The organism is Streptomyces sp. NPDC005811 (assembly GCF_040630405.1).
In the GTDB taxonomy this organism is placed as follows: Bacteria; Actinomycetota; Actinomycetes; order Streptomycetales; family Streptomycetaceae; genus Streptomyces.
Window position 1 is genome coordinate 120,791 of record NZ_JBEXXK010000018.1, and the last position, 14,173, is coordinate 134,963.

14 protein-coding genes are annotated in these 14,173 nt (G+C 71.7%); 8 read left to right on the forward strand and 6 right to left on the reverse strand.

The window, feature by feature from the left end:
* Positions 1-436 precede the first annotated feature (436 nt).
* Positions 437-1,705 carry an AraC family transcriptional regulator gene (locus ABZ490_RS20905; protein WP_358992064.1) on the reverse strand — a complete coding sequence of 423 codons (1,269 nt, stop codon included), beginning with the start codon at positions 1,703-1,705 and terminating at the stop codon, positions 437-439.
* 241 nt (positions 1,706-1,946) lie between these two features.
* On the opposite strand from ABZ490_RS20905, the gene ABZ490_RS20910 reads away from it, so the two are divergent.
* Positions 1,947-3,278 carry a lipase family protein gene (locus tag ABZ490_RS20910; RefSeq protein ID WP_358992066.1) on the forward strand — a complete coding sequence of 444 codons (1,332 nt, stop codon included), beginning with the start codon at positions 1,947-1,949 and terminating at the stop codon, positions 3,276-3,278.
* 37 nt (positions 3,279-3,315) lie between these two features.
* Complete coding sequence (locus ABZ490_RS20915; protein WP_358992068.1) at positions 3,316-3,825, forward strand: molybdenum cofactor biosysynthesis protein; 510 nt, start codon at positions 3,316-3,318, stop codon at positions 3,823-3,825.
* Between the two features lie 12 nt (positions 3,826-3,837).
* Here ABZ490_RS20915 and ABZ490_RS20920 read toward each other — a convergent pair whose 3' ends face one another.
* The 3 genes from ABZ490_RS20920 to ABZ490_RS20930 form a co-directional block, all read right to left on the reverse strand.
* Entirely contained in the window at positions 3,838-4,659 is an 822-nt protein-coding gene (locus tag ABZ490_RS20920; protein WP_358992070.1) for a chitosanase, read from the reverse strand.
* Positions 4,660-4,804: 145 nt separating this feature from the next.
* Entirely contained in the window at positions 4,805-5,848 is a 1,044-nt protein-coding gene (gene mgrA / locus ABZ490_RS20925; RefSeq protein WP_358992072.1) for an L-glyceraldehyde 3-phosphate reductase, read from the reverse strand.
* A gap of 59 nt (positions 5,849-5,907) precedes the next feature.
* Entirely contained in the window at positions 5,908-6,180 is a 273-nt protein-coding gene (locus ABZ490_RS20930) for a hypothetical protein (RefSeq protein WP_358992074.1), read from the reverse strand.
* 184 nt (positions 6,181-6,364) lie between these two features.
* Between ABZ490_RS20930 and ABZ490_RS20935 the strand changes: the two genes are divergently transcribed.
* Positions 6,365-7,063: a hypothetical protein gene (locus tag ABZ490_RS20935; protein ID WP_358992076.1), complete on the forward strand. Its 699-nt coding sequence runs from the start codon at positions 6,365-6,367 to the stop codon at positions 7,061-7,063.
* Between the two features lie 115 nt (positions 7,064-7,178).
* Here ABZ490_RS20935 and ABZ490_RS20940 read toward each other — a convergent pair whose 3' ends face one another.
* A complete protein-coding gene (locus tag ABZ490_RS20940; RefSeq protein WP_358992078.1) occupies positions 7,179-9,449 on the reverse strand; it encodes a M4 family metallopeptidase in 2,271 nt (756 codons plus the stop codon).
* A 425-nt stretch (positions 9,450-9,874) separates the two neighbouring features.
* Between ABZ490_RS20940 and ABZ490_RS20945 the strand changes: the two genes are divergently transcribed.
* Positions 9,875-10,327 carry a hypothetical protein gene (locus ABZ490_RS20945; RefSeq protein ID WP_358992080.1) on the forward strand — a complete coding sequence of 151 codons (453 nt, stop codon included), beginning with the start codon at positions 9,875-9,877 and terminating at the stop codon, positions 10,325-10,327.
* Positions 10,328-10,334: 7 nt separating this feature from the next.
* On the opposite strand, the gene ABZ490_RS20950 is transcribed toward ABZ490_RS20945, so the two are convergent.
* Positions 10,335-10,787, reverse strand: coding sequence for an NAD(P)H-dependent oxidoreductase (locus ABZ490_RS20950; RefSeq protein WP_358992082.1), 453 nt, complete (start codon positions 10,785-10,787; stop codon positions 10,335-10,337).
* 254 nt (positions 10,788-11,041) lie between these two features.
* Here ABZ490_RS20950 and ABZ490_RS20955 point away from each other — a divergent pair, with 254 nt between their 5' ends.
* The 4 genes from ABZ490_RS20955 (at position 11,042) to ABZ490_RS20970 (ending at position 14,058) form a co-directional block, all read left to right on the forward strand.
* Positions 11,042-11,416, forward strand: a complete 375-nt coding sequence (locus ABZ490_RS20955) for a hypothetical protein (RefSeq protein WP_055633293.1) — start codon at positions 11,042-11,044, stop codon at positions 11,414-11,416.
* A 215-nt stretch (positions 11,417-11,631) separates the two neighbouring features.
* Positions 11,632-12,000 carry a metalloregulator ArsR/SmtB family transcription factor gene (locus ABZ490_RS20960; protein ID WP_067253509.1) on the forward strand — a complete coding sequence of 123 codons (369 nt, stop codon included), beginning with the start codon at positions 11,632-11,634 and terminating at the stop codon, positions 11,998-12,000.
* Positions 12,001-12,073: 73 nt separating this feature from the next.
* Positions 12,074-13,390: a DUF3500 domain-containing protein gene (locus ABZ490_RS20965; protein ID WP_358992085.1), complete on the forward strand. Its 1,317-nt coding sequence runs from the start codon at positions 12,074-12,076 to the stop codon at positions 13,388-13,390.
* Positions 13,391-13,590: 200 nt separating this feature from the next.
* Entirely contained in the window at positions 13,591-14,058 is a 468-nt protein-coding gene (locus ABZ490_RS20970) for a hypothetical protein (protein WP_358992087.1), read from the forward strand.
* Positions 14,059-14,173 lie beyond the last annotated feature (115 nt).

Genomic DNA, 14,173 nt, shown 5'->3' on the forward strand with positions numbered 1-14,173 from the left:
GCGCCCGGACCGTCACCACTCGATCACCCGGGGGACGTAACGGAGCCGGGCCAGGACTCCCCCGCAGTCCTGGCCCGGCCACCGGCGCCGCGGGCAACCGTGCCGCGGTTGATCACCAGCATGCGACAGGTGCGGGCGGTATGTCGTTGGCAGACGGTCCACGGCTCGTTGGCACCGCGTCCACAACCGGCTCGCCGCCGCGGGAACGGGGGCATGTCCGCCCGCGGCCCGACGTCGTGGGGGTGCGGTACGTCCCCGCCCGGCCGACCGCCCACATGGGATGCGGCACGTCCGTGCGCGGCTCGGCGTTACGTGATTCGGCACGTCTGCGCCCGGCCGGCGCCGTGAGAACGCCGTGAGAAGAGGGACACCTCCGTGCACGGCCCGGCGCCTAGAGGATGCGGCGCGCCCCCGTCCCGCCTGCCGCAGTGACGATTCAGCGCGTCCGCGTCCGGACCGCCCCCGTAGGAAGTCGGCGCCCCTCCCCCGCAGCGCCACCCTGCACCGACAGCGCACCCCGATCCCGGTCACCACCACGCGCGGTCACCAGGTCGGCGTCCCACCCTTCACCACGCGCAACCACGAGGCCGGAGTCCGGTCCGTCACTGCACGAGGTCTCGGGTGCGGAGTCCTGCCCCCTACCGCGCGACGTCGACGCCCCGGCATCCCCGCCGCCCCGGCGCGCGCTCACGGCCTCGAACCCCCGCCCACCACCACGCGATGCCCCTGCCCCTGCCCCCATCTTCAGTGTCCGCTCGCGGAGTTCGCTGGGCGGCAGACCGTACGCCGTGCGGAAGGCCCGGGTGAACTCGGCCGCGCGGAGGAAGCCCCAGCGCGCGGCGACGGCGTGGATCGGCAGGGTGCGCAGGGCCGGGTCGGCGAGGTCGCGGTGGGCGCCGGCGAGCCGCTGGTCGCGGATGTACGCGGCGATGCCGACGCCTTCGTCCTGGAAGAGGCGGTAGAGGTAGCTCCGGGAGATGTGGTGGGCCTCGGCGATCCGCGCGGGGGTGAGGTCCGGGTCGGCCAGGTGGCGGCGGACGTGGTCCTTGATGTGCAGGACCAGCGTGCGGCTGCGGGTCTCCGGCGGGAGGCTCGGATCGGCGTCCACGGCGTGCGCGAAGGCGACCGTGACCAGGTCGGCGACGACCGTGCCGAGCCGCGGGGCGTCGGAGGGCCGGTACGGCCCGGTGTCCCCGATCAGCTGGCGCAGGAACTGGGCCAGGAGTGCGCCGCTGCCCTCGCGGCCCGAGATGAGGCCGCCCAGGATCCGGTCGACCCGGTTCCCCGGCACGGCCACCAGCGTCCGCGGGATCTCCACGCCGACGATCGTCACGGGGTCGGCTCCGGTCGTCACGTCCCAGGACCGCGACGAGGAGTTGGTGTGGAAGTCGTTGATCCGGTAGACGGCCTGGCGCCGGTCCCAGACGGCCGCGCCCTCGCCCTTCAGCAGCAGTGACAGGTGGTACGTCTCGGGGTCGGACTGCCGGACGAGCTTGGCCGTGCGGTGGAAGGTGAGGGGGTCCATGGTCGCCGGCCACACGACGACCTCGCCCAGCTCGATCACGCGCTGGTGGCCGCGGTAGTCCTCGGTGCGGTCGGTGCTGAGCCGCATGGGCGCGTGTGTGCTGCCCATGCGCTGGGCCCAGGCGTCGAAACGGTCGCGCGGCGGCAGGTCCGTGGTCCGGAAGACCGACTCTCGCAACATTCACGCAGTCAACCACACGGGTCGTAGCACCTGTTGAGGGTGGCCCTCCGGGCACCCGCAGTCATATTACCGAACCGTAACCTACCGACCAGTACCCGCGGTAACCCCCTGGTCGGTACGGTCCTGACAGTTCGTCTAAGAGCGGTGCGGGGCTGCGGTCGGGACGACCTGCGCTCCGTGCCGTCCCCCACCCGAGCCGCAGAGGAAGGCTCGGGCCTCCCCTCTCCCCCGGAGGTCCGCCATGCCCGCCCCCACCAGACTGCTGGCCGCGGCCGTGACCGTGGCTGCCTGCCTCGGTACGACGGCCGTCCCGGCCACCGCCGCAGGCGACACGGACACGGACGCCGTGGTCTCGCGCGGTGTCACCATCCCCACCTTCTACAACCCGCCCGCCACCCTCCCGGCGGCCGACGGCACCCTGGTCCGCACCGAACCCCTCCCCCTCGCCCTGAGCCTGCCCGGCATCGACGGCCCACTCCCCGGCACGGCGACCCGGCTGATGTACAAGTCCACGGACTCCGCCGGCGGACCCGTCGCGGTCACCGGCGCCTACATCGAGCCGACGGCCGCCTGGCGGGGCAGCGGGGCGCGCCCGCTGGTCGTGGTGGCCCCCGGCACGATGGGCCAGGGCGACCAGTGCGCCGCCTCCCTCGGACTCGAACGCCCCCTCACCGTCAATCTCCAGACCCTGTCGGTCGGTTACGAGAACCTGGCGATCTACCGGCTGCTCGCGCGCGGCATCGCCGTCGCGGTCACCGACTATCCGGGGCTGGGCGCCACGGACCGGCTGCACACCTACGTCAACCGGGTCGACGAGGCGCACGCCGTCCTGGACGCCGTCCGCGCCGCCCGCTCCCTCGGCGGTACGTCGCTCACGTCCGCCTCCCGCGTCGCGCTGTACGGCTACAGCCAGGGCGGCGGAGCCACGGCGGCCGCGGCCGAACTCCAGCCGTCCTACGCCCCCGACATCACCCTCGCCGGCACCTACACCGGCGCCCCGCCCGCCGACCTGGCCGCGGTCACCCGGGCCATCGACGGCAGTGACCTCGCGGGGGCGCTCGGCTGGTCGGTGAACGGGTTCGTCCAGTCCGACCCCGAGCTGAAGCCGATCGCGGAGGCCCATCTCAACGCGGCCGGCAAGGCGGCCCTGAAGGACCTGTCGACCATGTGCGTGGGTGACGCCCTGCTCGCCTACAACTCGGCCCGCAGCAGCTCCTGGACCACCGACGGCAGCTCCATCAGCGATGTCGTCGAGGAGGAGCCGGCGCTCCAGGCGTTCCTCGCCGACCAGCGCATCGGCAGGCTCGAGCCGACGTCCCCGATACGGCTGGCGACCGGCACCGCCGACGATCTCGTTCCCCACGCCCAGGCGCGGGCGCTCGCCGTGGCCTGGTGCGCGAAGGGCGTGGACGTCACGTACAAGCCGGTGGTGCTGCCGGGCCTGGGCCGGGCGCTGCTCAACCACTTCGCTCCCCTGCTGACCGACCAGGGCGACGCGATCGCGTGGCTGACCGACCGGCTCGACGGACAGCGGGCTTCGTCGAACTGCGCGACACTGCCGTTCAAGCCCTGACCTCGTGACGTCATGACCTCGGCCCTAGGCTGAGGTCATGGCCGAGATCGAGGTGGTGGAGCTGCTGGTGTCGGCCGCGCACCGGTTCGGGGGGCGTCCCTCGGACGGGCCGGCGGACGGGCCCGAGGACGAGTCGGTGTCCCGGGTGGAGGTCCGGCGGGGCCTGGGGCTGGTCGGCGACCGGTACTTCGGCCAACCGGCCCACCGGGACGCGGCGGTGACCCTCATGGCCGTCGAGAGTCTGCCGGTGCGCCCGGACGGTTCCCCGGGGCTGCGGCAGACCCGGCGGAACATCCTGCTCCGGGGCGTCGACATCGATTCCTGCGTCGGCTCGACGATCGCGCTGGACAGCGGCGCCGGTCCCGTGCTGTTCGCCGTGAACCGGCCGGCCCGGCCGTGCGCCTGGATGGACGTCACGGTCGGGCCGGGGGCACGGCGCGCCCTGCGTGACAAGGGCGGTGTGCGGTGCACGCCGTTGTCCGACGGCGTGCTGACCGTCGGCCGGGCGACGTTCGAGGTCCTCGACGCACCGCCCGGGCCGGCTTGACCGGGGCGCCGGTCAGCCGAGGTGGTAGCTGTCGCCGTAGACCTTCCAGTCGAGCGGCGGGTCGAGGTCGAGGTTGCCCTTGCGCAGGAAGACCCGCTGGGCGGTGTCGACACGGCTGGTGTCGCTGTGCGCCTCCTCCTGCTTCATGGCCCAGACGCGCGCGTCGAGGAAGGCGTTGAGGTACGTCGTCTCGTTGCCGCCCTGGGCCGGCGGCTTGGCGCTGCGCAGGGCCCGCTTGCGGATGTTGCGGAAGCTGGTGGAGTCGTCGCCGTCGCCGTGCATCACGATCGCGTCGTAGTACGCGAACTGGCCCAGGGCCCGCAGACCGTCCGCCTTGCCCTGCTTGACGGCCGGATTGAAGTAGACCCGGTCGCGCTCGTCGTTCTGCGCCTGCTGGAACGCGGTGTCCTGGGCGGCCTTGCGCCAGTCCTTGGGGTAGTTCGGGTCGAGCCCCGCGTGGGAGTCGCTGCCGTCGACCGAGCGGAGCGCCGGGAGGTACTTGGCGAGGACGTTGCCGGGCTTGCGGTCGGTGTAGAGCTGCACGAGGTCGAGCATGTCGCCGGTGCCGGAGCAGAAGCCGATGATCCCGGCGGTGTAGCCGCGGCCGTCGCCGATGTCCTCGATGTACTTGTACTGGGCCTTCCAGTCGAGCGAGGAGTTCTCCGCGCTCGACACCAGCTTCATCGCGATCTCCTTCTTCGCCGGGTCGTCGAGCCCGGCCGCGGTCACGGCGCCGGCCCGGGACGGGGCGAGCAGCGGGGCGGCCGCCACGGCCCCGGCGAGGGCACCGGTGAGGGCGAGGAAGGTACGGCGGGAGGAGGGAATGGGCACCACGGTGACTCCAGGGGAGGTGGGGGGTGGCGAACTGACAGGAAAGTTTCCTATCAAGCCGCTGTCACAGAGGTAACCCCACCGCACGCATGTTCGTACGATCGAACGAGCACACTTCCGGCCACTTCCGCGTGCGGGTGCCCCGGGCTCAGCCCAGCTTGCCGAGCCGGGCGTCCTGCCACAGGTCGACGCCGGCGTCGGTGGCGTACCGGTCGATCTCGGCGAGTTCCTCCTCGCCGAAGTGAAGGTTCTTCAGCGCGGCCACGTTCTGCTCCAGTTGCCCGGTCCGCGAGGCGCCGATCACCAGGGAGGTGACCCTCGGGTCGCGCAACGCCCAGGCGAGGGCCATCTGGGCGAGGGTCTGCCCGCGCCGCGACGCGACGGCGTCGAGGGCACGCAGCCGCCCGACCATGTCGTCGGAGAGCCATGCCGCGTCCAGCGAGGTGCCCTGTGCCGCGCGTGAGTCCTCGGGGACGCCCTGGAGATAACGCCCGGTCAGCATCCCCTGGGCCAGCGCCGTGAATCCGATGACGCCGACCCCCTCCTCCTGGGTGACGTCCAGCAGGCCGTCGGTCTCGATCCAGCGGTTGAGCATGCTGTACGAGGGCTGGTGGATGAGCAGCGGCGTCCCCAGGTCGCGCAGCAGCCCCGCGGCGATGCGGGTGCGCTCGGCGTCGTAGGACGAGATGCCGACGTAGAGGGCCTTGCCCTGGCGCACGGCGGTGGCCAGCGCCGACATCGTCTCCTCCAGTGGCGTGGTGGTGTCCAGGCGGTGGGAGTAGAAGATGTCGACGTGGTCGAGGCCCATCCGGCTGAGGGACTGGTCCAGCGAGGCCAGGAGGTACTTGCGCGAGCCGCCGCCCTGCCCGTAGGGGCCGGGCCACATGTCCCAGCCGGCCTTGGTGGAGATCACCAGCTCGTCGCGGTAGGGCCCGAGGTCCCGCTTCATCAGATGGCCGAAATTGAGCTCGGCCGCGCCGTAGGGGGGACCGTAGTTGTTGGCCAGATCGTGGTGGGTGATCCCGAGGTCGAAGGCGCGCAGCGCGATCTCCCGCTGCTTCTCGAACGCCCGGTCGTCACCGAAGTTGTGCCAGTACCCGAGGGACAGGACGGGGAGGTCGAGTCCGGAGCGGCCGGTGCGGCGGTAGAGCATGCCGTTGTCGTAGCGCTCCGGGTGCGCGACGTGGGTCATGGAGGGCTCTCCCAAGAGGTCCGGGGGTCACTGGAGCCCAGAAAACCACGTATCCGCCGTCAGGGCGTGCCCGGAGTGTCGCCGCGCCAGTCGAAGCGGGCGGCGTCGGTGGGGCGTCGGGCGTACAGGGTGCGGCCGCCGGGGCCGTAGCGGCCTATCTCCGTGGTGAGTTCCACCTCGCCGGGCTCATGGTCGGCGCGGTCCGTGACGTCGAGCAGCAGGCCGTCGAGCGGGCCGCCCACCAGCTCGGCGTACGCACGGTCCGGGCGGGGGCCCGCGTCGTCGTGTTCGGCGCCGTACACCCGGCCCCGCAAGAACTCAGCCTCGTCCATGACCGGCAGCTTGGCACGCCCCACTGACAACGGCCCCGTCCGCGAGGGCTGCCTACCGACTCCCGGGCCGGGGTCGGAACGCGGGGCGCACAGGGGCGCACGGAAGCGTTCTCCGCATCGGCGGCGCGTCGACGGGTAGCCCGCTCTCACTCGCACATCGGGGTGTACGGGCTGGGGGGCGACCGTGACGGCAGGCGAGCGGGACCGATTACCGGAGGACGGGTCGGGACGGGACCGGCAGCGCCGCACCGTGCGGCGGCTGCGGGCGCAGGGCCGTGACGGGCCCCGGTTGCGGGAGGTGCTGCCCGCGCTGGTCCTGCTGATCGTGGCCGTGTGCGCGCTGGTCGTGGGGCTTGTGCTGGTCTCCCGCCGGTTCGGCCCGTGGGCCTGCGTCCCGGCCTTGGTGCTGCTCACGGTCGCCGGTGCGGCCCTGCGGCACCGCTCACGGCCGTACGCCCGGCGGCGCGGCGGACGCTACACCGCGCAGGAGCTGGCGGAGCTGGACATGCCGGCGCTGGTGGTGGCGGTGGCCCGGATGCTGCGGCGGGACGGCTGGCGGGTGCTGCCGCCGCCGCGCCACGACGCCCTGCATCTCGCCGCCCGGGACGGCCGGGGGCGGGTGCTCGACGTCGCGTTCCGTCCGGTGGCGGAACCGCTGCCGGACGAGGACGGGGCCTGTTCCTGCCGGGCGCGGCCGGCGGCGCGCGGCTGGGCGGCGCCGGCGCTGCGGCTCGTGGTGCACCGGGGCACGTTCACCCATCGCGACGAGGTGTGGGCCGCGCGCCAGGGCCACACGTTTCTGATCGACGGCCCCCGGCTGCTGCTGTGGGCGGGCGGCACGCCGCTGGCCCAGCTCGCGGCGGACGCCGCGCCCCAGCGCTGAGAGCCGGTGACACGGGCCGCCGCCCGGAACCTCGAGGGTCCGGGCGGCGGCGGTCGTGGAGCCTTCCCCCGGCCTCGGGCCGGCCGTGCCGCCCGAGGTCAGGGGATGACGGGGATCAGGGTGTCAGCTGCCAGTTCTGGATGTAGCCCACGTCGATCGACGCGCGGTCCTGGACGCGGAGCTTCCAGGTGCCGTTGAGGGGCTGGGCCGAGGCGTCGACGGTGAAGGTCTGGTCGACGTTGTCGGCGGAGCCGCCGCTGCGGTTGAGCAGCGAGTAGACCGTGCCGTTCGGGCCGACGAGGTCGACCGTCAGGTCACCGCGGTAGGTGTGGACGATGTTGACGTAGACCGAGGTGGTGGCGGAGGCGTTGCCGTCGCGGCCGGTGATGGTGACCGGGGACTCGACGGCGGCGCCGTTGTCGGGGATGTCGACCCGGGTGGCGTTGGCGTAGATGTACGCGATCCGCCAGCTGAAGGTGTCCGTGACGGACGCCCCCGTGCTGTCGGTGACCTTGAGGGTCACGTCACCGGTGCCCAGGGTGGTCGGCGTGCCCGAGATCAGACCGCTCGGGCTGATGCTCAGCCCGTCCGGCAGTCCGGTCGCCTCGTAGGTCAGGCCGGCGCCCGAGTTGGTGGTGTAGGCGTCCACCTGGAGGCTGACCGCCTGGCCGATGCCGCTGGTCTGGTCGGCGATCGGGGCGACGTTGACGCCGAGGGCGATCCGGTTGCCGACGTTGATGCCCGCCCACGCGTCGGCGACGGCGAGGTAGGTCGGGCTGTAGGCGCCGAAGAGGTCGGCGGCGGCCGACAGGGTGGCGGTGCGGGCACCGGCGTAGTTCGTCGACGAGGTCATGTACGTCGTCAGCGCCCGGTACCAGATCGCGGCGGCGTTGGTGATGCCGATGCCGGTCACGGCCTGGCCGTCGGAGGTCGGGCTGTCGTACGAGACGCCGTTGATCGTCTTGGCGCCGCTGCCCTCGGAGAGCAGGTAGAAGAAGTGGTTCGCGGGGCCCGAGGAGTAGTGGACGTCGATGCTGCCCAGGGTGGAGCTCCAGCTGTCGCGGGAGGAGCCGTCCTTGGAGGGCTTGTCCATGTAGCGCAGCGGGGTGCCGTTGCCGTTGATGTCGATCTTCTCGCCGACGAGGTAGTCACCGGGGTCGGCCGGGAGGTTCTCGTAGAACTCGACGGCCGCGGCGAAGATGTCCGAGGTCGCCTCGTTCAGGCCGCCGGACTCGCCGGAGTAGGTGAGGTTGGCGGTGGCGGCGGTGACGCCGTGGCTCATCTCGTGGGCGGCCACGTCGAGGGCGGTCAGCGGGTGGGTGTTGCCCGAGCCGTCGCCGTACGTCATGCAGAAGCAGCTGTCCTGCCAGAACGCGTTGACGTAGGAGCTGCCGTAGTGGGCCCGGCTGTAGGCGGCGACCCCGTCGTTGCGGATGCCGTTGCGACCGTAAACCTCTTTGTAGTAGTCCCAGGTGGCTGCGGCGCCGAAGGCCACGTCGACACCGGCGGTCTGGCGGTTGGACGGCAGACCGGTGCCCCAGACATCGTTGTCGTCCGTGAAGAGGGTCCCGGTGCCCGAGGTGCCCTGGTTGAGGTCGTACGTCTTGTGCCCGGCGCGGTCGGAGTCGGTGAGCTGGTACGTCGATCCGGACAGGGTGGTGCCGAGCGGGACCGTGCCGACGTACTGGCCGGTGCCGGTGCCGGTGTGCACCTTCTCCGCGGCCTGGATCTGCTTGCCCGTGGTGGCGTCGGTGACGACCTGGAGTTCGCTCGGGGTGCCGTCCTTCTGGACGCCCTCGACGACCGTCTCCCAGGCCAGGACGGGCTTGCCGGTGCCGGCCCAGACGACCAGCCGGGGCGCGTTCTCGGTCGCGGAGCCCTTGACGTCGGCCTTCTTCGAGACGGCGAGGGCCTTGTCGGTGGCGCCCGACGCGGAGAGCGCGGGGGTGAGCGAGGGCACCTTCAGGGTGGCCCCGCTCGCCTTCGTCACGGTGGTGCGGCCGCTCTTGTCGTGCACGACCAGGTCACCGCCGAGGACGGGGAGTCCGCCGTAGGTGCGCTCGTAGCGGGTGTGGGTGGTGCCGTCGGCGTCCTTGATGACGTCCTTGGCGACCAGCTTCTCCCGGCTTCCGAGGCCGAGCGTCCTGGCCGTCGCGCCGGCCGCGGTCTGCGCGCTCTTGATCAGCGAGGCGCGGCGGGCCGGGGACAGGGCGGTCGGTTCGGCGCCGGCCCGGGGCGTGGCGGTGATCCTGCCGGGGCCGGGGTCGACGGGTGCCGCCGAGGCGGCGCCGGTCTGCACCCCGAGGGTGAGCAGGGTGCCGGCGGTGGTGAGGGCGATGAGTGAGGCGCGTCTGCGCCGGGGGGTGGCATGGTGTCGCCGGGGCAACGGGTTCTCCTTCGGTGCGACGGTCGGCCTCGGGTGGGGGCCGACGGGGGGCGGACCGACGGGATGGGCCGGTCCGGAGCGCTGCACGACTGGCGGGTGGAAGGAGGTGGGGGGTGATGGAGTGGGGGGTGGACGGGCATCCACCTCATGAGGTGCATGTGAAGGAACGGTGAATGCCCGCAGCAGAGTGGCACCGGGTGCACAGCTTTGTCATGCGAATGCCAAAACTTCGGCCGGAAATGGCCATGCCCGACTGGGAATTCGGCCCGGCGGGCGCAGATTTTCGGCCGCACCGCCGTCGGCGGCCTACGCCGAACAGGTGGGCACTACTCCGTTCGAGTGGTCGACCTGCGCGCATCGTCGTACCGTCGGTACCGAATCCCCCGGGACGCACCCGGTCCCGGGACGGGCGGGCGGGAGCCGACATGCGACACCTGACGAGGACAGCGGTGATGCTCTGTGCGGCGCTGGGACTCACCGCGGCGATCGGCACGGCCTCGGCCACGCCGGGCGCGCCGTCGGCCAAGGTGCGGCAGGTGGCCGTGCCGGTCCTGGTGGACTGCTTCTGGCACGCGCAGGTCCGGCCGAGCGCCTTCGTGCTGGCCTGCGGCGACGGCAACAGCCGGCTGACCTCGCTGCACTGGAACCACTGGGGTCAACGGTCGGCACGCGGGAGCGGGGTCAACGTCGTCAACGACTGCGTTCCGTACTGCGCGGCCGGGCACTTCCACCCGTACGCCGTGCGGGTGAAGCTCGACCATCCCAAGCCGTGGAAGAAGCACCCGCAGGTGCAGCACTACAGCCGGATGACCCTCACCTACACCGGGGCCCGGCCGGACCACTTCCCGCGCGTGGTGACCTACCCGCTCTGGGACTGAGCCCGGCTCACTCCATCAGGCCGGCGGCCACCGTCGCGCCCAGTTCCCAGCAGGCCCGCAGGTCCGCCTTGCCGGGTTCCCCGGTGACGGTGACCGGGTCGGCGGCGCTGCGCCAGCCGAGGCCCGTGGTGACGGCCCCGACGGCGCGGACGGCGCCGGTGACGTCGTTGCCGCCGTGGACGTAGTAGCCGAAGGGGCGGCCCCGGGTGGCGTCGAGGCACGGGTAGTAGACCTGGTCGAAGAAATGCTTGAGCGCGCCCGACATGTACCCGAGGTTCGCGGGGGTGCCGAGCAGATAGCCGTCGGCCTCCAGGACGTCCGAGGCGGTGGCGGCGAGGGCGGCCCGCCGTACGACCCGTACCCCTTCGATCTCCGGGTCGGTCGCCCCCGAGAGCACCGCCTCGAACATCGCCTGGCAGTGGGGGGACGGGGTGTGATGAACGATCAGCAAGGTGGCCACGCCACGGAACCCTGCCCGCTGGACCGACCCACCGCAAGCGACGGCTCCCCCGGGTGCACGCCGGTGGTACCGGAGGCGGGCACCCGGTCAACTCCCACCCTCCGATGGTCAAAAACTCGCCTGGATCTTCGTGTTTCGAACGTCCTTGGGCCAGTCCCGGAGCACGCGGCCCTCGCGGCGGACGCGGTCCGTACGTTCGGAGGCACCAGCGGGACCGGAGGAGTCGGGCCCGCGCAACCGGCAGGAGGAGCGCCATGGCGAATGTGGAGATCTCTCTCAAGGAGATGATGACCGCGGTGGAGGGCGCGATGGGAGCCGCCGTCGTGGACTACACGAGCGGGATGGCCCTGGGCACGATGGGCGGCGGCAAGGACCTCGACCTGGCCGTCGCCGCCGCGGGCAACACCGATGTGATCCGGGCCAAGGTCCGCACCATGGAACACCTGGGTCTGAAGGGTGAGATCGAGGACATCCTGATCACGCTGGGCAGTCAGTACCACCTCATCCGGCTCGTCAAGGGCCGTACCGGCAGCGGGCTGTTCATCTATCTCGTCCTGGACCGGGAGCGCTCCAACCTGGCCATGGCCCGCCACCAGCTCAAGCGCATCGAGAACGAGATCGAGGTGTAGGGACCTTCACGGTCCTCGGCTTCGCACGCCCATGAATTGAAGATTTCTTCATCTCGACACATCCAGATCAGCGCATCACACGGGTGTGCGGAGCCCCCAACCAGGAGGATCGGGAGCGGGATCCCGACGCAGGACCACGCGCGGCGGCGTACGACGCCGGGCCGCCGCGCGAGCGGGCACCATCCGGCGAACGCGGCAGGAGCGTGCGATTGACCATGCAGGTCCCCCTCTATCAGGCCAAGGCCGAGTTCTTCCGCATGCTGGGGCACCCGGTACGCATCCGGGTCCTCGAACTGCTGCAGGGCGGCCCCGTCCCCGTACGGGACCTGCTCACCGAGATCGAGATCGAACCGTCCAGCCTGTCCCAGCAGCTGGCCGTGCTGCGCCGCTCCGGGATCGTGGTGTCGATCCGCGAGGGGTCGACGGTGAGCTACGCGCTCGCCGGCGGCGATGTGGCCGAACTGCTGCGGGCGGCCCGCCGGATCCTCACCGAGCTCCTCGCGGGCCAGAACGAGCTGCTGGCCGAGCTGCGCCAGGCGGATCCCCCGCTGCCGGTGCCGCAGGGCGGTGGCCGGCGGGTGTGACGGCGGAGCGGGCGGGAGACATGACGGTGTCGTCTTCAGGTTTGCTTCAGGTGGGCCGTGGAGCCTCGACCGCATGCACGGACACGACCACGGACACCGACCCCGCACCCCCGAAGCCGAGCGCAGCCGCCGCTGGTTCATGAACAAGGCGCTGCTCGCCGGCGGAGTCGCCGCCGTCGCGACGATGACGGGATGCTCCTCGAACTCCTCCGGCACGGCGGCCTCCGCCTCGTACGGCGGCCCCGGCGGCGGTCCGGGCGGCGGGGTGCCCTCGGGCATGCCCTCCGGAGGTCCCGGCGGCGGCGCCGGGGGCATGGGCCCCGGGGCGAGCGAGGTCCCGTACGCGGACTTCGTCGGGGTCACCACGGACGGCAAGGTCGTCGACGACCTGTACTCCGTCCACTCGACCGACGTCTCCACCGACAAGGTCGTCCGGGCCGCGCAGGCCTTCCTGGACGGGCTGACCGCCAAGGAGCGCAAGGCGTCCGTCTTCGACGTGGACGACGACGAGTGGCTGAAGTGGAGCAACGTCGACGGGTACGAGCGTCAGGGCGCCCGGATGGGAGACCTGACCGAGAAGCAGCGGGACCTCGGCTACGCCCTGCTCGGCGCCGCCCTGTCCGCCGACGGGCTCACCCAGTCCCGGAACATCATGAAGCTCAACGGCTACCTGGGCGAGTACAGCGGCGGCGGCAAGGAGACCCTGACCGAGGGCGCGTACTTCTTCACCTTCATGGGGACCCCGTCCACCACCAAGCCCTGGGGCTTCCAGTACGAGGGCCACCACCTGGCCATCAACTACTTCGTCCTCGGCGACCAGGTCGTGATGACACCGACCTTCATGGGCTCGGAGCCGACCTCCGCCACCTACGGCGGCGAGAAGATCACCCTCTTCAGGACCGAGACCAGGGCCGGGCTGACGCTGCTGCGGTCGCTGACCGCCGCCCAGCGGAAGAAGGCCGTCTCCTCGGAGGCCAAGGCCGGCGACAACTTCACGGCCGGCGCCGGCCAGGACAACGCCAAGATCGCCTACCAGGGGCTGGCGGCCGAGGACTGGACCGAGGCGCAGCGCAACCACCTCCTCGACCTCGTCCGCGTCTATGTCGGCAACCTGGACGACGGCCACGCCGAGGTGAAGATGACGGAGGTCGAGAAGCACCTCGACGACACCTGGTTCTACTGGATCGGCGAGACGAAGGATTCCTCCGCCTTCTACTACCGCGTGCACAGTCCGGTGGTCCTGATCGAGTACGACGCCCAGTCCCCGATCGCCTACGAGACCCAGAACCGCAACCCCAGCCAGCACCACATCCACACGATCATCCGCACCCCCAACGGGGGCGACTACGGTGTGGACCTGCTCAAGCTGCACCTGGAGAGCGACCACTAGGGCGAGCCGCCGCCCCCGCCCGAACACCGGCGCGAAAGTCGAACGAAACAGACCAAAACGCCACGGTCCGCCACCCCTTCCGCCAGGTAGAAATATCTACCAGCATGCATATGCCGAGTCGGCACAGTGCGGCCGACGGCTTTGCCCGGTGCCGCGCTGGTCCGCTGCCGGGTCCTGGGGACAGCACACGGAGCCGGACGATGAGCGATGTGACGTGGGAACGCGGTGTGGAGTGGCTCTCCGCCGCCGCGACGGACCCTCGGGTCTGCAAACGCGAGTGGGACCAGGGCGACGGGATCGCCCTGCTCCAGGCGGGCCGGTACTGGGACGTGCTCAGCGTCCCGGACCGGCTCGGTCTGCTCACGCTGGATCTGCTGTGGCAGCCGGCGCTGCCCGTGCCGGGGCCGACGCTGGTGGACACGGCGGCCCATCGGGTGGGCTTCTTCCTGCCGCCCGACCCGGGCAGCCGGTGGATCGGGGCGGGGCTGCGGCACGCCCGCCGCGGCTCCTGGGTCGCGGTGCCGCCGCCGTACCGGCCGGCCCGGTTCCTGGAGTGGCTCGTGCCACCGGACGGCACCGGCGCCCTGCACGCCCCCGGCACGCTGGAACTGGCGCTGCGCCAGGCCAACGGCACCCTGTCCGTGCTGACCCCGCTCGGCGCAGACTAGCGCGTCGCCCAGGACGGGCCGCTCTCGGGGTTTTCAACTCACCCACGGGCAACGGCATTTCAGGCACTCGACGCAGAACCGAACAGATGCCGGTCACTTTCACAGTGAACTCTCG

What these genes read in the sequence shown, in the direction of transcription:
- ABZ490_RS20915 (WP_358992068.1), top strand. Translation starts at nt 3,316, where the DNA reads ATGGCCGAGATCGAGGTGGTGGAGCTGCTGGTGTCGGCCGCGCACCGG.
- ABZ490_RS20930 (WP_358992074.1), bottom strand. Translation starts at nt 6,180, where the DNA reads ATGGACGAGGCTGAGTTCTTGCGGGGCCGGGTGTACGGCGCCGAACAC.
- ABZ490_RS20960 (WP_067253509.1), top strand. Translation starts at nt 11,632, where the DNA reads ATGCAGGTCCCCCTCTATCAGGCCAAGGCCGAGTTCTTCCGCATGCTG.
- ABZ490_RS20965 (WP_358992085.1), top strand. Translation starts at nt 12,074, where the DNA reads ATGCACGGACACGACCACGGACACCGACCCCGCACCCCCGAAGCCGAG.
- ABZ490_RS20910 (WP_358992066.1), top strand. Translation starts at nt 1,947, where the DNA reads ATGCCCGCCCCCACCAGACTGCTGGCCGCGGCCGTGACCGTGGCTGCC.
- ABZ490_RS20945 (WP_358992080.1), top strand. Translation starts at nt 9,875, where the DNA reads ATGCGACACCTGACGAGGACAGCGGTGATGCTCTGTGCGGCGCTGGGA.
- ABZ490_RS20905 (WP_358992064.1), bottom strand. Translation starts at nt 1,705, where the DNA reads ATGTTGCGAGAGTCGGTCTTCCGGACCACGGACCTGCCGCCGCGCGAC.
- mgrA (WP_358992072.1), bottom strand. Translation starts at nt 5,848, where the DNA reads ATGACCCACGTCGCGCACCCGGAGCGCTACGACAACGGCATGCTCTAC.
- ABZ490_RS20970 (WP_358992087.1), top strand. Translation starts at nt 13,591, where the DNA reads ATGAGCGATGTGACGTGGGAACGCGGTGTGGAGTGGCTCTCCGCCGCC.
- ABZ490_RS20955 (WP_055633293.1), top strand. Translation starts at nt 11,042, where the DNA reads ATGGCGAATGTGGAGATCTCTCTCAAGGAGATGATGACCGCGGTGGAG.